Source organism: Pseudomonas sp. MTM4 (assembly GCF_019355055.1).
Classification (GTDB): domain Bacteria; phylum Pseudomonadota; class Gammaproteobacteria; order Pseudomonadales; family Pseudomonadaceae; genus Stutzerimonas.
This window is the reverse complement of the sequence record NZ_CP048411.1, coordinates 2,400,443-2,417,851: the sequence shown is the minus strand read 5'-3', so window position 1 is coordinate 2,417,851 and position 17,409 is coordinate 2,400,443. Positions and strand designations below refer to the sequence as shown.

Here is a 17,409-nt window from a genome sequence, read left to right as displayed (position 1 = left end):
GTTGAAAAACGTAGACGAGGCAGGCAAGACAAGGCGCTACGACCAGCGGGAGTAACAGCCGAAGGCTGGCCCGAAGGGCGAGCGTAGCGAGTCAAAACAGGCGAGGACGCGGAGTTTAGTGGCCTAAATGAGCAGGCCGACTGGGCTCGCATCCGAGCCTGTTTTTAACGCAGTATTGCCAACGCAGGTAGTTTTCAACGGTCCCTGTCAGGCCCAGCGGCGGAAAATCAGTGACGTATTGATACCGCCGAAGGCGAAATTGTTGTTCATGACGTATTCGTGCTGCATGGTCCGCGGCGAGCCGACGATATAGTCCAGCTCGCCACAGCGCGGATCGATCTCGTCGAGATTGAGCGTGTGTATATAGCGGTCGCGGTTCATCATTTCGATGCTGAACCAGGATTCCAGAGCCCCGCAAGCGCCCAGCGTGTGCCCGAAAAAACTCTTCTGCGAACTGATGGGCATACGCGAACCGAACAGCGCCTGAGTCGCGTGGGTTTCGGCAATGTCGCCCTGCTCGGTAGCGGTGCCGTGGCCGTTGACGTAGCCGATCGCCTCGGCTTGCAAACCCGCATCTTCTAGCGCCAGCTCCATGGCCCGGCGCATGGTCACCTGCTCGGGTTTCGTCGCGTGCTGGCCATCGGCATTGCTGCCGAAGCCGACCAGCTCGGCATAAATGGTAGCGCCGCGGGCGAAGGCATGTTCCAGTTCCTCGAGCACCAGCATGCCGGCGCCTTCGCCGATCACCAGACCGTCGCGGCCGCTGTCGTAGGGGCGGGGCGTGGTCTGCGGCGCATCGTTCTTCAGGCTGGTCGCGTAAAGCGCGTCGAACACCATGGCCTCGGTGGCGCAGAGCTCCTCGGCACCGCCGGCCAGCATCAGCGGCAGGCGCCCGTACTTGATCGCTTCATAGGCGTAACCGATGCCTTGGCTGCCGCTGGTGCAGGCGCTGGACGTGGGGATCACCCTGCCGGTCAGGCCGAAAAAGATGCTGATGTTGGCCGCCGTGGTGTGCGGCATCATGCGGATGTAGGAGTTGGCGTTGAGGCCATCGGCGACCGAATTGAGCAGCATGTTGCCGAAGGCCTTGATTTCTTCGGTGCTGCCGGTGGACGAGCCACAGGCGACGCCCATACGTCCGTCACGGATGCTCTGATCGTCAAGCAGCCCCGCTTGCTGCAGAGCCTGCTCGGCGGCTTTCACCGACAACCGTGAGACGCGGCCCATGCTGCGCAGTTGCTTGCGTGTCCAGTGCGAAGGCACGACGAAATCATCCACCGGGCCGGCCAGGCGGGTATTCAGCTCGCGGAAGCGATCCCACTCGTCCATGCGGCGGATGCCGCTGCGGCTGGCGCTGAAGTTGGCTTCGATGGAAGCCCAGTCGTTGCCCAGCGAAGTGATGCCGGCCATGCCGGTGACGACGACGCGTTTCATCAGCACAGCCCGCCGTTCACGGCCAATACCTGGCGAGTGATGTAGCCTGCCTCATCCGACATCAGGAAGTTCACCGCTCCGGCGACCTCCTCGGGCGTTCCCATGCGCTGGGCGGGGATCATCTTGAGCATCTCCTCGATGGGCAGGTGTTCGTCGAGCATGTCGGTGTCGATCAGTCCTGGCGCGACGCAGTTGACGGTGATCCGGCGTTTGCCCAGTTCCACCGCCAGCGCCTTGGCCGCGCCGATCACCCCGGCCTTGGAGGCACTGTAGTTGACCTGGCCTCGATTGCCGATCAGGCCAGAGACGGACGTGATGCACACGATCCGGCCGGGCTGGCGGCGGCGAATCATCGGCATGGTCAACGGCTGCAGCACGTTGAAAAAGCCATCCAGATTGGTACGCAGCACTTGATCCCAGTCGTCTTCGCTCAGCGCCGGAAATGCGCCGTCGCGGGTCAGGCCGGCGTTGCAGACCACCCCGTAGTAGGCGTCATGCGCTTCGATATCGGCCTCCAGCTGCATGCGGCATTGCTCACGGTCTGCAACGTCGAATTGCAGGATGCGCGCCTGGCGGCCCATGGCCTGAATGCGCGCTTGCACGGCTTCGGCCTCATCGCGCCTGGCGCGGCAGTGCAGGACGATGTCGTGGCCGCTTTCGGCCAGGCGCAGGGCGATGGCCCGGCCGATGCCACGGCTGGAGCCAGTGACGAGAATGGTTTTGCTCATGGAGTGGGCTCTTGAAGATAGCTCGCCACCTCGGGCGGGCGGAACACGTTGAGACGCGCCTCGGCATGGATATCGGGCCCGTCAAGATGGCATTCGAACACGCCCATACCGTTGTCATCCTGCAGCGAGCGCAGCGCACGGATGCGCAGCGTGGCGCCGGCCGGGAAGTGCTCGACATTGCATTGATAGTTGCGGGTGCCGAGTAGGAAACCCAGCTCGACCGGCAGCCCGGCCAGGCGTGATTGACAGCCGGCGAACGCGGCGACGGCCTGCGCCATGATTTCCACGCCGACCCAGGCCGGCAGACTGCCGTCGGGCAGATTGAGCAGCCCGGTGGGCTTCACCTGCAGCCTGGCTTCCAGGCTTTCGGCGTCGAAGGCCTCGACCGCGTCGAGCAGGATCATGTTGCCGGCGTGGGGCAGCAATTCGGCGATTGGCCAGTCGATCATTACGCGTCTCCCAGGATCAGGCTGATGTTGTTGCCGCCGAAGGCGAAGGAGTTGCTCATCATCGCTCGTCGGGCCGCTGCAGCCATGGTCGTACCGTCGGTGACCAGATTCAGACGCGGCAAGTCGGCATCCTCCTCGTTATCCCAGCGATGCGGTGGCAGTAGGCCTGCTCGATTGCAGTCGGACAGCGCCAGCCAGCAGAACGCGGCTTCCAACGCCCCGGCGGCGCCCAGGGTGTGGCCGGTGAGCGGCTTGCTTGAGGAGCAGGCCACGCCGCCCGGAAATACCGTGGCAACTGCCAGGCTTTCCATGGCGTCGTTGTGACGGGTGGCGGTGCCGTGCAGGTTGAGATAGCTGATCTGTTCTGCAGCGACCGATGCGCTGGCTAGTGCCTGACGCATGGCCTCGATGGCGCCTAGCCCTTGCGGATCGGGCGCAGAGATGTGATGCGCGTCGGAGCTGGCGCCGCCGCCGAGCAGGGCGATGGGCGCTGGCTCGCGCGTCATCAGAAATACGGCCGCCGCCTCGCCGATATTGATCCCGTCGCGGTTGGCGGAAAACGGATTGCAGACACGCGTGCTGACCGCCTCCAGTGCGCTGAAGCCCTGCAGTGTGAGGTCGCAAAGGGTATCCACGCCACCGCAGATCACCGCATCGCAGATTCCTGCGTCCAGCAGGCGCTTGGCGCTGAGCAGCGCGCGTGCGCTGGAGGTGCAGGCGGTGGAGATGGCGTAACTCGGACCGCTGAGCTGCAGCCGCTCGCTGAGAAAGCTCGCCGGGGCGCAAAGCTCCTGATGGGCGTAGTGGTAGCTGGCCGGAAGGTGGCCGTCGCGGGCCAGCCCGGCGATGCCCAGGCTGGCTTCCTGGATACCGGTGGTGCTGGTGCCCATGACCACGCCGATACGCGCTGGACCGAAGCGGGCTATGGCTTCATGCAGCTCGGCCTCGATCTCCTCGACAGCGGCCAGCAGCATCTGGTTGTTACGCGTTGCGTGGCGCTGCGGGAAATCAGCGAGAGAAGGCAGCTCGCAGGTGACGGCACCGACCGGAACGCGCCGACCGGCAACCGGTTGCGGATACGGCTGCATGGCCGAACCGTCACCTGTCAGCAGCCGTCGGGTCACCTCGGCCTTACCGCGACCCAGCGCGCAGATCACGCCGAGGGCGTTCAGGTAGGCGGTCATTTCTGGCGGGCTCCGGTGGCTGTCGCGATGGGGGCGACACCATAGGTCAGCGCCGACCCTACGTCGAGATCGAAGCGATCGTTCTCCCGATACCGGACGTGCCACGCCGACGGCGTATCGCTTGCCAGTGATCGCCCGTCCTGCTGCTGGCTCCAAGACGTATCGGAGTACAGGTCGTCCAGTTGATCGGCAGGCGTCAAGGCGAACAGCAGGGCGGCGAACAGCTCGCGCGCCCCGGCATTGGGCGGGAGCAGGCCATCCGCCCGCCATTGGCCATTGATCAACAGCTGGCGCGCCAGCGGAACGCCCAGTGGATCGAGCAGCGACCAGCGCAAGGCAGCGCCTTCCTGCTGGATCACCAGCAGCCAGGTACGCACGTCGTCCTGGCTCCGGCGCTCGATTTGCAGCTGCAGCGGCAAATCGAGCCGTGGCATCTGAGTCGGCAGCGTTGCGCGTTGGGCGCAGGCGCCGAGCATCAGTGCCAGCGACAGCCAGACCAGGCAGCATGTGTGACGGTTCAGTGCAGTCATGCAAGAAGACTCAGGCACTCGTCACAGGCGCGGCGCACAGCTCGGCCAGCACTCGCAGACGGCGTTTGGGCTCGGCGACGTAGGGGTTCTTTTCGTCCCAGGCATAGCCGGCGAGGATCGAGCTGATCATCCGGCGAATCTCCGGCTGGGCGTGCTCGTAATAGATCACGTCCTGGAAGCTGCCGTCGTACCAACCCTCGACATAGGTGCGGAAGGTGTTCACGCCGCGCTTGAGCGGCACCGCGAACTGCGCTTCCCAGTCCACCGTTTCGCCCGCCAGCTGGCGATGCAGCACGGCCGCCGCCATGCTCGCCGAACGCATGGCGATGGTGACGCCGGAGGAGAACACCGGATCGAGGAATTCCGCCGCATTGCCCAGCAGGGCGAAACCCGGACCGTGCAGCGTCTTGACGTTGGCCGAGTAGCCGCCGATCAGGCGCGCCGGGGTATCCCATTCGGCATGCTTGAGGATGCGCTTGAGGTTGGGCGCCTCCAGCACGAATTCCTTGAGGCAGGCGTCCAGATCCAGCGGGCGGCCTTCGTAGCGTTCGGCGCTGGCGACCACGCCCAGCGAGCAGCGCCCATTGCTGAAGGGAATGGTCCAGTACCAGACGTCGCGCAGCTCGGGATGGGTGGTGATGAGGATCTTGTCGCGGTCGAATTGCGGGTCGTCGATGTTGTCCTGGATATGCGTGAACACGGCACGACGCAGCGGAAAGTTCGACGGCGCCTCCAGATCGAGCAGACGCGGCAGGACGCGACCGTAGCCGCTGGCGTCGAGCACGAACGCCGCTTCGACGGCGTATTCGCTGCCATCCAGGCGGCGCACCTGCAGACGCGGGCGCTGGTTGGCGAAGTCCGCCGCGATGATTTCCTCTTCATAGCGGATCTCGACGCCCTGCAACCCGGCCTGGTCGGCCAGCAGCTTGTCGAAGTCGGCGCGCAGGACCTGATAGGTGCTGCCATGACCCGCGGTGAATTTGTCGCGGAAATCGAACTCGCTGTAGCGCTCGCCCCAACCGAACGCGGCACCATGTTTGGTCTGGAAGCCGGCGGCCTGGACCGCTTCGAGCATCCCGGCTTCCTCGACGAAATCCAGGCAGTGCGACAGCAGGCTCTCGCCGATGGAGAAACGCGGAAAGCGCTGCCGCTCGATGATCAGCACATCATGGCCCTTGCGCTTGAGCAGCGCGGCAGCGATGGCACCGGACGGTCCCGCACCAATGACGACGACGCTACGTTGTTCTGCATTCATGAAGATCCGGTCCTTGATCGACTCGGTTGGAAGGATGGCCGCCGTAAGGCAACCGCGGGAAATGCTCAGCGCTGGATCGAGGCGATGCGCAGCTCACGATGGATGTCGCCGCAGTTCGAGGAGGCAACGCCAATGCGCGCAATGGACGACCGCTCAGCATGCGACTTCTCTGTCAGATTCGGCGGCCCAGGGCGCCAACGCGAAGGCGAATACCAGCCCGAGCCCCACCGCCAGCCCGAAATTGCTGACCGCCGGCGTGCTCGATAAGGCTAGCAGCCCGAACGATAGCCAGGTGGTGACGGCCGTCAGCAGGGTGCCAACCAGGCTCACCGCGGCTCCACCAATGCGTTCGCGCATCAGGATGGCGTAGTCGACGCCGATCGCTGTGACCAACAACAGCCCGAACAGGCCGAACAGGGTCAGCGGTTGGCCGAGCCAGCCCAGGCAAGCCAGGCTGCCCATCGCTGCCAGCAGCGGTACGGCCAGGCAGCGCGATGCGCCACGCCAACCGAACGGCAGGCACAGCAGGGCGAAAATCAGCCCCGCCGCCAGCAGTTTGAGCAGCGCCGCCTGAGCTTGGGTCTCGGCAAACAGGCGGTTCAGTTCGGCGGGCCGGTCGATAAGTTTCACCCCGCCGATGCCGTCGCCCAAGCCGTGAAGCGCCGCGCTGTCACGAAGCCCTTGCAGGCTGACCAAGCCCGCCACCGAACCGTCGCCTCGGGCGCCCAGCCATAACGGTCGCCAGGGTTCGGCGAGCGGGCCCGCCAGCACCTGATCGAGACTGGCAACCGGCAGCGCCAGCAGGGCGGCGAGTTCTTGTTCGAGCATGTCCTGGGTCACGCCGAGTTCCAGCAGGGGCTGGCTGGCTTCCAGCAAGCGTGGCAGCGCTGAATGCAGGCTTTCCTGTGCGGTGGTGGGCGCGACCAGCTGGCTCAGCGCCAGATAACCATGCAGCTTGTCTTCGGCGACCAGAGCATCGAGACGGGTGGCGAGTTCATCCTGACGCGCCAGTAGCTCGTCGGGGTTGGCCGCGCGGACCAGGAAGTATTGGCTGGTCGGCTCGAATCCGGTGATCTCGCCGATGCGTTCGGTCTGCTGCTGTAGCGCGGGTGCACGGCTGATCCACTGGCGCAGGTCATCCTTGAAGGACACCTGGCTGATCCCGATGATGCAGAACAGGATGAACACGGCCAGCAACCAGGGCGTTGGAACGCGGCGGAGCAGGGCGCCGCGCAACTTCATCCAGCGCTCGGCCCAGCCCAGCGGGGTGGCCCAGGGCTGTAGCGGCGCATTCAGCAACGAGGGTAACAGGCAGGTGGCACAGAAGAAGGCGCCGAGCAGTCCCGCTGCGGAAAACACCGCCACCTGGCTCAACGCTGGAAACGGCGTAAACGACATTGCCAGATAGCCGATAACGTTGGTTGCCAGGGCCAGCGCCAAGCCTGGAAGCGTCAGGCGCAGCGCTCGATAGGCGTGCCAGGGCTGCAAGGTCCAGCTCTTGGACAGGTAATGCAGCGGAAAGTCGATACTGACCCCAACCAGGCTGGCGCCGAGCACCAGTGTCAACACATGGATCTGGCCGAATAGCGCCACGCAGGCGGCGGCACCGCTGAGGGCTCCGACCGCCACCGGCAGCGCAACCAGCAAGACACGAGGCGTGCGGAAAAGCAGATGCAGCAAGGCAAGTGTGGCGACCAACGAGATGCTGCCGATCAGCGTCGCTTCTTCACGGGCCTGGCGCTGTCCGTGGGCGGCGTATAGCAGCCCACCGGCGGCCAGCAGCTCGCCGTGGCTGGCTTCCACCCGGCTACGGGCCGCGCGAACCTGATCGTCCACCAGAACCGGCAGTTGATCGTCGAAGGCATCGCCCTGGGCTTGCGCATGGATCACCGCCCAGTGCTGCCCGCCATGCTCCGCGACCAGCAAACCGTCCAGGCGGGGATGGACATTGCCCGGATGCGGCAGCTGTCGCTGAGCCAGATCGGCGAAACCGAACCAGTCCTGTTCGACGGGCACCAGGCTGGTGCTTTCGAACGGACTGTACAGACGCTGCAGGCGTTGCTGAATGAAGTCTTCCGGCGAGGCGATCAGCGCCTCGCGACTCGCTGGGCCAAGTAGCGCCAGACGATGATCGAGCAGTTGTTGACGCACCGCGGGCAGGTCGGCTTGCACCGAGCGACGAATCTGGGTGAACAGGCCGCTGGCGCGAAGGGTGTCGGTGATTTCGTTGCCCAGCGCGTGGGTTGTGTCTTCGTCTGCATGATGAACCAGCAGCATCAGATCGCGGTTCAACGGCTCCTGCATCCGTCGCTCGGCGAGTTGCTCAAGCTCGCCGGGCGCACCGCTGGGCAACAACTGCAGCAGATCAGCACTGATCGGAGAGCCGTTGCGCCATTGCCATGTCGTCAGCCCTACCAGCCCGAGCAGTGCTACGAAAAACAGGAACGATAGCCAGGTCGGAAGCCTGAGCGCTTTGTCAGTTGGCGAAGTCATGAAGTTCGATGGGGCTCAACTGATCGTCGATCTGGTTGTCGGTCAATAACAACACGGTGCTGTCGCCCTGGGTTTCGAGGAGTTCGATGCGCTCAGCCGTGGCGCCGCCGCTGATGAGGATGGCGGTGAATATCTGCCCGAGCAGCTTCGATCGCGGTGTCAGCGTCAGCGTCCAGGCCTGCGCGGTGCCGCTAAGCTGCAGCTCGAAATCGCCCTGCAGGGCGTCGGTGTCGCCTTGCAGCACAGCCAGGAACAGGTCGTTCTGCTGTGCGGCTGGGCCTTGCTGGTCGGTCGGTTGCCAGCCGCTTGGATCGCGCCGGGCGATGCCTTTTTCACTGATGCGGTAGTCCTGCTGCACCGGCTGCTGCAGGAACCAGAGCAGACCGTGATCGCGAGCCAGTACGAAGCTACCCAGGCTGACGATCGGCTGAGGCAGCGCGCGCAGGTACTTTTCCTGAGTGAAGGTGCCGCGAATGACCTCAGGCCCGCTCAATTGCTGGCCCAGTTGCGTGAGATCGAAGGCTTGGGCATGCGCTGCGTTCGCGAACAGCAGGCTTAGCGTTAGCAGGGTCCACCGTGCGATCAGGTTGATCGTTCGCATCACGATAGGGCCCGCTCTACGGCTTCGACGAAGACCTTCGGCGAGGCCAGCAGCATTTCGCGGCTGGCCATTTCCACCGCCACCTGCACGCTGCTGCCGCGGGTCATGCGCTCGCCAGTCTCGGCGTCGGTGATCAGGTAGTTGATCTTCAGACGGTTCTCCCATTCGACCAGGTCGGCGCGCACAATGATGCGCTGGTTGAACCGCGCGCCGCGCATGTAGCGCAGCTGCACGTCGATCACCGGCCAGGCGTAGCCGGCATCGCGCATCTGGGTGTAGTTGTGGCCGATGCGTTCGAGCAGCGCGCAGCGGGCGACCTCGAAGTATTTGATGTAGTGACCGTGCCAGACCACGTCCATCGAGTCGACGTCGAAGAAGGGCACCAGGATCTCGGCTTCGGCCTGCAGCACGCCGGTCTTACGCATACAGCCTCCAATGTCGTTGACGGATACGTTGCAGACACAGGCGCAGCTCGCCTTCCAGCGCACGGTCTTCGATCAGCGGCGGAAAGTCTTCGCCCAGTTCGGCATGCATGTCGCGCAGCGGTGCGGGCAACGGACGTGCCAGGGCATCGCGCTGGCGCAGCCAGACGCCCTGGTTGGCCGCGATCAGCGTGGCCGCCGCGACCTGCTCGGCCAGCTCCAGGCTGCGCAGCGCGTCGCGGGCGGCGATGGTGCCCATGCTGACCTTGTCTTGGTTGTGGCATTCGGTGGAACGCGAGAACACGCTGGCCGGCATGGTGTTTTTCAAGGCCTCGGCGGTCCAGGCGCTGGCGCCGATCTGCACCGCCTTGAAACCGTGGTTGATCATCGCGGTGGCCATCGGCGCGCCGGATAGATTGCTCGGCAGGCCGTGGTTGTAGCGGGTATCGACCAGCAGCGCGAGCTGGCGGTCGAGCAGGTCGGCGACGTTGCCTACCAGGTTCTTCAGGCTGTCCATGGCGAAGGCGATATGGCCGCCATAGAAGTGCCCGCCGTGCAGCACGCGTTCGTTTTCCGCATCGATGATGGGGTTGTCGTTGGCGCTGTTCAGTTCGGTCTCGATGAACTGGCGCAGCAGACCCAGGCTGTCGGCCAGCACGCCGAGGACATGGGGTGCGCAGCGGATGGAGTAGCGGTCCTGCAAACGATGGAGCGGCGCGGTTGGCGCGTCGATCGCCAGGTCCTGGCGAATCCAGGCGGCGACTTGGGTCTGGCCGGGATGCGGCTTGGCGGCGAACAGGCGCTCGTCGAAATGCTCCGGGTTGCCTTCCAGCGCCACCACGTTGAGCGCGGTGATGCGCGTGGCCAGCTTGAGCAGATAATCGGCGCGGGCATAGGCCAGGCAGGCCAGGCCGGTCATCACGGCGGTGCCGTTCATCAAGGCCAGGGCTTCCTTGGGGCGAAGGGTCAGCGGCGTCCAGCCCAGCTGGCGATGCACTTCGGCGGCGCTACGGCGCTGGCCCTGGTACATCACCTCGCGTTCGCCGGCCAGGGTGGCGGCCACGTAGGACAGCGGCGTCAGATCGCCGCTGGCGCCGACCGAACCTTCCTCGGGAATCAGCGGCAGGATGTCGTGTTCGAGAAAGGCCTGCATGCGCTCGAGCAGTTCGATGCGCACGCCGGACATGCCGTGGGTCAGCGAACGCAGGCGCGCGGCTAGAACGGCGCGGGTCGCTTCGGCGTCGAGCAGCTTGCCCAGGCCGCAGCCGTGGAAGGTGAACAGGTGCTGCGGCAGCGCCTCGACCTGATGCAGCGGCACCGCTACCACGCAGGAATCGCCATAGCCTGTGGTCACGCCGTAGATCACGCCTTCGCGGTCGAGCAAGGTGTCGAGAAATTGCGCGCCACGCGCAATGTGCTGGCGGAAGTTAGCGTCGCCCTGCAGGCGTGTCGGCGCGCGGCGCTCGGCCACGGCCAGCACATCCTCGATGCTCAGGTGGTTTTCGCCGAAGATCACCGGCTCAGCTGCAGCGTTGTTCATGGTTGTTCCAGAAAGGATAGAAATTGAACCATTGCAGGGGGGCATCCAGGCAGTGCGCCGCCAGTCGGTCGGCGTAGCGTTGCACCCATTGCTGCACCACCGCATCGCGCTCGCCGCGGCGCCATTGGATGCGTTCGGCGAAGGGCTCCAGATGGACATGGAATTGCTCGCCGTGTTTCAGGCAGAACAGCAGATTCACCGGGCACTGCAGCAACCCGGCCAGTAGCCACGGACCCTGCGGAAAATTCGCCGGCTGGCCGAGAAAGTCTGCGCTTGCGATGCGTGCGCCATGCAGCGGCACGCGGTCGCCGGCAATCGCCAGCCATTCACCGTCGTCCAGCCGTCGCGACAGCTCCATCATGATGGCCGGGTCCAGCTCGCTGACCTGGATCAGGCGCAGGTTGACCGCGCCGGATTGGTCCAGCAATCGGTTGAAGCGCTCAGCGTGGCGAGTGTGCACCAGCACGTTCATCTTCACCTTGCGGCCCATTTCAGCCAGCGCGCGGCAGATTTCCAGATTGCCCAGGTGCGAGCCGACCAGCAGTTGGCCGCGTGGCGCCTCGAGCTTGGCTTCCAGATCCGTCCGGTCGTGCAGCACGAGACTGCCGAGATCGAGGCGCCCCCCCCAGGCGTCGAGCTTGTCCAACAGGGCATCGGCGAACGCTATGAACTGGCGATAGACGGAGCGCCGGCTGGGGGCCAGATCGTGGCGGCCGCTCCAGTTGGCGAGGTTGCGCTGATAGGTCCAGGCGCTTTGCCGCGCGCGGCCACCGAATAGGTAGAAGTACAGCACGATCAGGTACAACAGCGGCGCCATGGCGCGTCGGCCGAGCAGGCGCACGGCTTGAGCGGTGAGCTTCATCAAGACGAAGCTGCCGCGCTCGCGATGCGCGGCCCAGTGCGAGTCGGCGACGGCCTTGTCGGTCATCCGCGCCACCGACGCCATAGCAATGCGGGCGCACGCAACAGCATGCCGCCGAACAGTCGGGCGTGCATCGAGGAAATCAGCAGGTTGTCGCGCCACAGGCGGAAGTGCGACACCCCATCGGCCGGGTAGTGGACATGGGTTGGTAGCCAGACCATCGGCTGCTCACGCCAATGCAGGCGCACCAGGATCTCGGTATCGAAATCCATGCGCTTGCCCAGTGGTGTGGCGTCGAGCAGCGCCAGGGTCGGCTCCAGCGGGTAGACGCGAAAGCCGCACATGGAGTCGCGGATCGACAGCGACAGCGTGTTGATCCACACCCAGACATGGGTCAGATAACGCGCATAGAACCGGCCTTTCGGCACGCTGGAGTCGTACTCCGGATAGCCGCAGATCAGCGCATCCGGCGCCTGGCTGGCGCGGTCGAGAAACAGCGCCACACGGCCGAGGTCATGCTGGCCGTCGGCGTCGACCTGCAGCGCATGGCTGAAGCCCAGGCGGGAGGCCTCGCGAAGCCCGGAGGACACCGCTGCGCCCTTGCCCTGGTTGTGGCTGTGCCGCAGCAGGTGCACCGACGGATGTTGCGCCAGCTCATCGATGATCTTTGCAGCAGCAGGGCTGGATGCGTCGTCGACGATCACGCACGGCAGCTCTTCGGCGAGCAGCGCCCGGACCACCGCGGGCAGGCCGCGCTCGTGGTTGTACACCGGCACCACCGCGCAGGGTTTGAACCAGTCTTCATCGATCGCCAGCTGCAGTTGCCGATCGGCGCCGGATGCGATTGGGGTGAGCGTGGTCACGAGTATTCTCCCAGCAGAATGCGACCGGACGAGCAGGGCGCGTCGCCGTTGCGGTAAGCGAAATGCAGCTTGCTGCGCTCGCGGTCGAAGCGAAGGGTCAGATGCAGCTGATCGCCAGGCCGGGCGAGCTGCTGGAACTTGAGCACTTCCATGCCTTGAAAACGTGGTGGCAGGTCTTCGATCAATTCGCGGGCGAGGCTGATGGCCCAGTCGATCTGGACCACGCCGGGCAGCACGGGCGTCTGTGGAAAATGGCCGGTGAAATGCGCGAGATCCAGCGGCACGCCGAGCTTCAGCTGCCATTGGTCATCGTCCTGGTTCGCGCTGATTCGCTCGGGCAGCATCGGGCGCGGTGCCTGCAACACGGCATCGAGTTGCGCCTGCGGCAGTTTGCCTTGGGCGTTACAGGGCAGTTGCCGAACCAGCCGCCAGCGGCGTGGCAGGGCCAGCGTCTCGCAGTGGCTCGCCAGGTGTTTGCGCAAGGTCTCGGTCAGGGCGCGCCGACCGCCGTTGCGCAGCGCATGCAGGCCGGCATCGCTGAGGGCAACCAGCGCTCCGAGGTAGGCCCGGTTGTCGGTGATGACGCCGAGGCGTGCTTCGCTGACGAAAGGGTGTGTGGCCAGTGCCGCTTCCAGCATGGGCAGGGAGATGCGTTTTTCTTCGAGCTTGACGATGCGATCCAGCCGGCCGAGCAGTTCGAAGCGGCCATCGGCCTCGATACGCGCCGCATCGGCGGTTTGTTCGACATGGCCGGGCGGCAGGAAAGGTGAGGCGATCTGCAGCGCGCCGTCGTCGTTTTGAGTCAGCCGCACGGCGGCGAACGGCTGCCACAGCGTGCCGCCCTGGCGCCAGGCGATGCCACCGGTTTCCGAGCTGCCGTAGATTTCCGTTGGCGTCTGGCCCAGGCGCTGTTGCAGCCGCTGCCCGGCATCGGCATCGAGCGGGCCACCCGAGGAAAATATCCGCCGCACGCCGCGCAGGGCTGCCCAATCGAGGTTGTCGCCCATTCGCTTGAGCAGCGCCGGGCTGGCGACCCAGCAGAAGCTGGCGTGCTGACGGCTGGCCAGTTGGATGTCTTCGGCAAATGGCAGGGCACGGCGCAGAAAGAGGCGACCGGCACACAGTGGCCAGAGCACGCGGAACAGCAATCCATAGATGTGTTGCGCGGCGACGCTGGCGATCACGCAGGCATCGCCCAGCTCGCTACCCCAATGTGCTTCGAGCGCTTGCACTTCGTTCGCCAGCTGGCGCAGGCGCTTGTCGATCAGTTTCGGCTTGCCACTGGAGCCGGACGTGCAGAGCAACAGGCGGCACTGGTCCAAGTCCAGCTTCGCCCCTTCGAGCGGCTCGGCCAGAAGGTCGGAAATCCGGGCGTCGCCGTCCTGATCCGTCAGCCAGAGATCGGCCTGATGCGCCAGGCGCGAGCGGCTCGCGGGCTGCAGATCCGCCGGCAGCAATACCGTCACGCCGGCTCGCCAGGCGCCGAGCAAGGCGATAGCTAGCTCGCCGGCATCTTCCAGATGAACCGCGAGCCGAGCGACGCCGCGGTTGCGCAGGCCGGCAGCCAGGCGTAGTGCCTGCTGGCGCAGTTCGGCGTGGTCGAGGGTCGGCTCCAGGGTAACCTGACGCGACTTGGGCGCCTGCTCGAGCAGATGCTCCAATGAAATCCAGTTCATATACGTTTCCTGACTCGCTGGCGTACCAGCCACTCACCGGCAAACAGCAAGCCCATCAGCAGATAGGCGATCAGCCCGGTGTACAACGTCCACCAGCTCAACGGCGCCCAGAGCGCGAGGCCGCTGGCGATGCCGGCGTTGACGATAAAAAAGCCCACCCAGACCCAGGTCACCTTCCGCGTATAGCGCACCGCAGCCGGAGGCAGTTCGGGCTCGCTCAGTCGCGCCAGGCGCTCGATGATCGGCATGCCGGAACACAGACTGCCGGCAAACAGGCCGAGCAGCGCGAGGCTGATTAGCACCGGATACCAAGGCAGCAGCGCAGAGGCGTCCGCGGCGCCGAGCAGCAGGCAGAACAGCAAGGCCACGGCCGCCACGGTGCGGCTCAGTGGTGTCTGTTTGCCGCCGAGCAGCCGTGCTAGCCACAACGCGCCAAGCAGCAAGGCGAACAGCCGTGGCGACAGGTGCTCCAGGCCCAGATACACCGCAAACGGATAGGCGAGGCCGGCCAGCAGTAGGCCTAGACCAATCAGCCGGCTGGCGTTCGCCTTGCCTGTTCGAGCGGGTACTTGCATCGCATGCTGTCCGTTTGCGCGTGAGGACGCATTGTCCGGCCGTATGCCGGCCGGCGCCTGGCTTCCCTGGGTGTGGCTCAAGCCGTTTGCGTGTTCACCAGGCGATACACCGCCTCGACGACGTCGCCCACGGTACGCACCGATTTGAACTCATCGGCGGCGATCTTCTTGCCGGTCTGGCGCTTGATGTGATCGATCAGGTCGACGGCGTCGATGCTGTCGATCTCCAGGTCCTGATAGAGGTTGGCTTCGAGAGTGATGCGCTCGGGCTCCAGCTCGAACAGTTCGACCAGCGCATCGCGCAGGGTCTGGAAGATTTCGTCACGAGTATTCACGTTGGGCTCTCCTCAGGCGACGGCGCGGTTGGCGCTGACGTAGGCGGCCAGGCTGTCGACGCTGGCGAAATGCTTGCGGGTGTCTTTTGCATCGGCGTCGATCTTGATGCCGAAGCGCTTCTGAATAGCCAGACCCAGCTCCAGCGCGTCGACCGAGTCCAGCCCGAGCCCTTCGCCGAAGAGCGGCTCATCGGTCGGAATGTCATCCGGTCCGAGGTCTTCCAGACCCAGGGCGTCGATGATCAGTTGCTTGATTTCAAGCTGTAATTGGCTCATCGAGTGCGAGCTCCTTTATGAAGTGTCGATGCAGATGGTCGTTGAGTCGCCGCGAGGCGATGGGCGCCGCCCCCTGTGCGGCGAACGCCCGCGGGTCGATGTCTTCGCCGACGCGCAGGTGAAAATGAAAACGTCTTGCCGGAATGCGATACCAGGGCTCGGCCTTGGTCAGAGTGGTAGGCGTCACGCTGATCACCACAGGCGTCACCAGGCGTGCGCCGCGCACGGCAATCGCCGCCGCGCCGCGATGGAATTGCGGTGCCTGGCCGGGCGTGGTGCGCGTCCCTTCGGGGAATATGATCAGCGTCTGGCCTTGTCGCAGCGCGTCGGCGGCTTCGTCGAGCATGTCCGCGCTGCCGTTGTTACTGATGTACTGCGCCCCACGGATCGGACCACGGGTGAAGGGGTTGTCCCACAGGCTTTGCTTGACCACGCAATTGGCATCGCGGATCAGCGCGATCAGCACCACCACGTCGATCAGCGAAGGGTGATTGGCGATCACCAGCTGCCCGGGCCGGCCGAGGCGCTCGGCCCCCTCGACTTCATAGGTCAGCACGCCGCTGCGATACATAAACTGGACGAACAGCCAGAACAGCCGGCTCACGGTCTGGCGCGCACGGCGGCGGTGTATGGCCGCATCGCCGGGCAGCAGGTTGAGCAGAGGGAAAACGAGCAGCCGCAAACAAAGACCGCCAACGCCGAACAGCGCAAAGGACAGTCCTGTCGCGATCAAACGCCACAGCCATGGCGCGTCGCGATGCTTGTTCAGCGAGTTCGCTGCCAGATCCATTGACGTCTGTTCCATTGGTGCGTGCAGGTGTGGCGACCGTCGAGCAACGCGCAAATCAGCTCGATGGCGTGTGGTCGAGGTGTCCGGGCGCTGTTTTCATCGGCGTTTTCGAGGCTCAGCCGCCAACCGTGGCCGGGCTTGAGCAATAGCGCCACGGCATAGGGAAAGCTGACATCGCTGATCCAGGGAGCATAGACAGGTGGTGTCTGATCTTCGCCAACGACCACCAGAACGGCTGGCGCACCCTCTTCGAGCAGCATCGCCGCTTCGAGCACGGCATGCTCCAGACCATCGCCTTCAGCTGCGAGCGCTGTCATTTCGCTGGTGTCGCGCTGCTGAATCGACCAGAGACCGATTATCGCGTTATGCACCGACAGGCTGAATTGGGTCGGCGAGAGAGCTTCGTTGCGCGCAAGATCATTGAGGATGGAAAAGGTGCGCGCGGTTTCTCCGTGGCGGGAGGCGTAGACCAGAGGCATCTGCTCGGTAGCCAACGGCGAGGCCACGGCAAATACCATACGCGCCAAACGGCTCAGGCGCCGACGCTGCATGGCTGGCAGGAAGCTGACATCCGGCTGTGCCTCGCTGCTTTCGAGGTCGCGCGGATTCCGGGCCCAAATCGCCCAGTCATCAGCGCTTGCCAAGCCTGGAGCCCAGGCTTGCCATTGATCGATATCGAATTGAATCACGCGAGAACTCACCGGCTCGTCCGCGAGCCTTGTTGTTGGCGTGTCGACGTCCCTGTACAGCGACTATCGGTAAATGTCCGCCGTGAAAGTGGCGGCATTATCCAATCGAGGTCGGACAGAGGCAAACATTGCGTGCGATATCCAGATAAGAGGTACGCCTTCCGCTGGGAACCAAGCTAAGGAGTTTGTTGTCTGTTGCAGGTTTTCAAGTGCGCAGCTGGTTCATGGCAACGGGCCGTGCTGGCTGCGCGGAGCCTTTCTCACCTCACTGCACACCCTGCTGCTTGAGCCACGCCAGCAACTGGGGCAGCGGCAAAGCGCCGCTCTGGCGGGCAATTTCGCGCCCGTCCTTGAACAGGATCAGGCTTGGAATCGAGCGAATACCGAGCTGGGTCGACAATTGCGGATTGGCCTCACTGTCCAGCTTGGCCAGCCGGCAGCGCCCCTGCAACTGCGCAGCCGCCTGCTCGAACACCGGCGCAAAACTGCGGCACGGCCCGCACCAGCTGGCCCACACATCCACCAGTAGCGGCAGATCACCCTTCGTCTGATTGGCGAAGCTCGCCTGGCTCAACTCAAAAGGTGTGGAAACCAGAACCGCAGACTTGCACCGGCCGCAGCGCGGCCCTTCACTCAGTCGCTCGGCGGGAACGCGATTAAGTCCAGCGCAATGCGCGCAGGGTACGACGAGGGTGGTCATAAGGATT

General features: G+C 64.7%; 19 protein-coding genes. All 19 read right to left on the bottom strand.

The genetic code is table 11. From position 1 onward, the window contains the following. Window positions 1–207: 207 nt before the first annotated feature. The 19 genes from GYM54_RS11120 to trxC all read right to left on the bottom strand — a co-directional run bounded on the left by GYM54_RS11120 (window position 208) and on the right by trxC (window position 17,402). Window positions 208–1,434, bottom strand: coding sequence for a beta-ketoacyl-ACP synthase (locus tag GYM54_RS11120; protein ID WP_197445221.1), 1,227 nt, complete (start codon window positions 1,432–1,434; stop codon window positions 208–210). Next, window positions 1,434–2,162 (bottom strand): 3-oxoacyl-ACP reductase FabG, encoded by a 729-nt coding sequence (gene fabG, locus GYM54_RS11115; RefSeq protein WP_197445220.1) that lies wholly within the window; start codon window positions 2,160–2,162, stop codon window positions 1,434–1,436. The genes GYM54_RS11120 and fabG overlap by 1 nt, the downstream gene beginning before the upstream one ends. Beyond that, a complete protein-coding gene (locus tag GYM54_RS11110) occupies window positions 2,159–2,611 on the bottom strand; it encodes a hotdog family protein (protein WP_197445219.1) in 453 nt (150 codons plus the stop codon). The genes fabG and GYM54_RS11110 overlap by 4 nt, the downstream gene beginning before the upstream one ends. Beyond that, window positions 2,611–3,795, bottom strand: a complete 1,185-nt coding sequence (locus tag GYM54_RS11105; RefSeq protein WP_197445218.1) for a beta-ketoacyl-[acyl-carrier-protein] synthase family protein — start codon at window positions 3,793–3,795, stop codon at window positions 2,611–2,613. The genes GYM54_RS11110 and GYM54_RS11105 overlap by 1 nt, the downstream gene beginning before the upstream one ends. Further along, window positions 3,792–4,325, bottom strand: a complete 534-nt coding sequence (locus GYM54_RS11100) for a DUF3261 domain-containing protein (RefSeq protein ID WP_197445217.1) — start codon at window positions 4,323–4,325, stop codon at window positions 3,792–3,794. The genes GYM54_RS11105 and GYM54_RS11100 overlap by 4 nt, the downstream gene beginning before the upstream one ends. Before the next feature lie 10 nt (window positions 4,326–4,335). After that, window positions 4,336–5,580 carry an NAD(P)/FAD-dependent oxidoreductase gene (locus tag GYM54_RS11095; RefSeq protein ID WP_197445216.1) on the bottom strand — a complete coding sequence of 415 codons (1,245 nt, stop codon included), beginning with the start codon at window positions 5,578–5,580 and terminating at the stop codon, window positions 4,336–4,338. A 153-nt stretch (window positions 5,581–5,733) separates the two neighbouring features. Next, window positions 5,734–8,073, bottom strand: coding sequence for an MMPL family transporter (locus GYM54_RS11090; protein ID WP_197445215.1), 2,340 nt, complete (start codon window positions 8,071–8,073; stop codon window positions 5,734–5,736). Further along, on the bottom strand, window positions 8,057–8,674 hold the full coding sequence (locus GYM54_RS11085) for an outer membrane lipoprotein carrier protein LolA (protein ID WP_197445214.1): 618 nt from the start codon (window positions 8,672–8,674) through the stop codon (window positions 8,057–8,059). The genes GYM54_RS11090 and GYM54_RS11085 overlap by 17 nt, the downstream gene beginning before the upstream one ends. Then, the gene (locus tag GYM54_RS11080) at window positions 8,674–9,099 is read right to left on the bottom strand and encodes a thioesterase family protein (protein WP_197445213.1); all 426 of its coding nucleotides are present in this window, start codon (window positions 9,097–9,099) and stop codon (window positions 8,674–8,676) included. The genes GYM54_RS11085 and GYM54_RS11080 overlap by 1 nt, the downstream gene beginning before the upstream one ends. Beyond that, window positions 9,092–10,636, bottom strand: coding sequence for a histidine ammonia-lyase (gene hutH, locus GYM54_RS11075; RefSeq protein WP_197445212.1), 1,545 nt, complete (start codon window positions 10,634–10,636; stop codon window positions 9,092–9,094). Before hutH ends, GYM54_RS11080 begins: the two co-directional genes overlap by 8 nt. Further along, window positions 10,617–11,564, bottom strand: a complete 948-nt coding sequence (locus GYM54_RS11070; protein WP_131651808.1) for a glycosyl transferase — start codon at window positions 11,562–11,564, stop codon at window positions 10,617–10,619. Before GYM54_RS11070 ends, hutH begins: the two co-directional genes overlap by 20 nt. Beyond that, window positions 11,561–12,307 carry a glycosyltransferase family 2 protein gene (locus GYM54_RS11065; RefSeq protein WP_131651858.1) on the bottom strand — a complete coding sequence of 249 codons (747 nt, stop codon included), beginning with the start codon at window positions 12,305–12,307 and terminating at the stop codon, window positions 11,561–11,563. Before GYM54_RS11065 ends, GYM54_RS11070 begins: the two co-directional genes overlap by 4 nt. Before the next feature lie 50 nt (window positions 12,308–12,357). After that, complete coding sequence (locus tag GYM54_RS11060; protein ID WP_197445211.1) at window positions 12,358–14,037, bottom strand: AMP-binding protein; 1,680 nt, start codon at window positions 14,035–14,037, stop codon at window positions 12,358–12,360. Further along, window positions 14,034–14,612, bottom strand: coding sequence for a hypothetical protein (locus tag GYM54_RS11055; protein ID WP_197445210.1), 579 nt, complete (start codon window positions 14,610–14,612; stop codon window positions 14,034–14,036). Before GYM54_RS11055 ends, GYM54_RS11060 begins: the two co-directional genes overlap by 4 nt. A gap of 77 nt (window positions 14,613–14,689) precedes the next feature. After that, the gene (locus GYM54_RS11050; RefSeq protein WP_131651811.1) at window positions 14,690–14,947 is read right to left on the bottom strand and encodes an acyl carrier protein; all 258 of its coding nucleotides are present in this window, start codon (window positions 14,945–14,947) and stop codon (window positions 14,690–14,692) included. Between the two features lie 12 nt (window positions 14,948–14,959). After that, window positions 14,960–15,223, bottom strand: a complete 264-nt coding sequence (locus tag GYM54_RS11045) for a phosphopantetheine-binding protein (protein WP_181104541.1) — start codon at window positions 15,221–15,223, stop codon at window positions 14,960–14,962. Then, on the bottom strand, window positions 15,204–16,013 hold the full coding sequence (locus GYM54_RS11040) for a 1-acyl-sn-glycerol-3-phosphate acyltransferase (protein ID WP_131651813.1): 810 nt from the start codon (window positions 16,011–16,013) through the stop codon (window positions 15,204–15,206). The genes GYM54_RS11045 and GYM54_RS11040 overlap by 20 nt, the downstream gene beginning before the upstream one ends. Continuing rightward, window positions 15,989–16,702 (bottom strand): beta-ketoacyl synthase chain length factor, encoded by a 714-nt coding sequence (locus tag GYM54_RS11035; RefSeq protein ID WP_131651814.1) that lies wholly within the window; start codon window positions 16,700–16,702, stop codon window positions 15,989–15,991. The genes GYM54_RS11040 and GYM54_RS11035 overlap by 25 nt, the downstream gene beginning before the upstream one ends. A gap of 265 nt (window positions 16,703–16,967) precedes the next feature. After that, the gene (gene trxC / locus GYM54_RS11030; protein WP_131651815.1) at window positions 16,968–17,402 is read right to left on the bottom strand and encodes a thioredoxin TrxC; all 435 of its coding nucleotides are present in this window, start codon (window positions 17,400–17,402) and stop codon (window positions 16,968–16,970) included. Window positions 17,403–17,409: the final 7 nt, after the last annotated feature.

What these genes read in the sequence shown, in the direction of transcription:
- GYM54_RS11080 (WP_197445213.1), bottom strand. Translation starts at nt 9,099, where the DNA reads ATGCGTAAGACCGGCGTGCTGCAGGCCGAAGCCGAGATCCTGGTGCCC.
- fabG (WP_197445220.1), bottom strand. Translation starts at nt 2,162, where the DNA reads ATGAGCAAAACCATTCTCGTCACTGGCTCCAGCCGTGGCATCGGCCGG.
- GYM54_RS11055 (WP_197445210.1), bottom strand. Translation starts at nt 14,612, where the DNA reads ATGCAAGTACCCGCTCGAACAGGCAAGGCGAACGCCAGCCGGCTGATT.
- GYM54_RS11100 (WP_197445217.1), bottom strand. Translation starts at nt 4,325, where the DNA reads ATGACTGCACTGAACCGTCACACATGCTGCCTGGTCTGGCTGTCGCTG.
- hutH (WP_197445212.1), bottom strand. Translation starts at nt 10,636, where the DNA reads ATGAACAACGCTGCAGCTGAGCCGGTGATCTTCGGCGAAAACCACCTG.
- GYM54_RS11070 (WP_131651808.1), bottom strand. Translation starts at nt 11,564, where the DNA reads ATGACCGACAAGGCCGTCGCCGACTCGCACTGGGCCGCGCATCGCGAG.
- GYM54_RS11095 (WP_197445216.1), bottom strand. Translation starts at nt 5,580, where the DNA reads ATGAATGCAGAACAACGTAGCGTCGTCGTCATTGGTGCGGGACCGTCC.
- GYM54_RS11060 (WP_197445211.1), bottom strand. Translation starts at nt 14,037, where the DNA reads ATGAACTGGATTTCATTGGAGCATCTGCTCGAGCAGGCGCCCAAGTCG.
- GYM54_RS11085 (WP_197445214.1), bottom strand. Translation starts at nt 8,674, where the DNA reads ATGCGAACGATCAACCTGATCGCACGGTGGACCCTGCTAACGCTAAGC.
- GYM54_RS11040 (WP_131651813.1), bottom strand. Translation starts at nt 16,013, where the DNA reads ATGGATCTGGCAGCGAACTCGCTGAACAAGCATCGCGACGCGCCATGG.
- GYM54_RS11110 (WP_197445219.1), bottom strand. Translation starts at nt 2,611, where the DNA reads ATGATCGACTGGCCAATCGCCGAATTGCTGCCCCACGCCGGCAACATG.
- GYM54_RS11120 (WP_197445221.1), bottom strand. Translation starts at nt 1,434, where the DNA reads ATGAAACGCGTCGTCGTCACCGGCATGGCCGGCATCACTTCGCTGGGC.
- GYM54_RS11105 (WP_197445218.1), bottom strand. Translation starts at nt 3,795, where the DNA reads ATGACCGCCTACCTGAACGCCCTCGGCGTGATCTGCGCGCTGGGTCGC.
- GYM54_RS11090 (WP_197445215.1), bottom strand. Translation starts at nt 8,073, where the DNA reads ATGACTTCGCCAACTGACAAAGCGCTCAGGCTTCCGACCTGGCTATCG.
- trxC (WP_131651815.1), bottom strand. Translation starts at nt 17,402, where the DNA reads ATGACCACCCTCGTCGTACCCTGCGCGCATTGCGCTGGACTTAATCGC.
- GYM54_RS11045 (WP_181104541.1), bottom strand. Translation starts at nt 15,223, where the DNA reads ATGAGCCAATTACAGCTTGAAATCAAGCAACTGATCATCGACGCCCTG.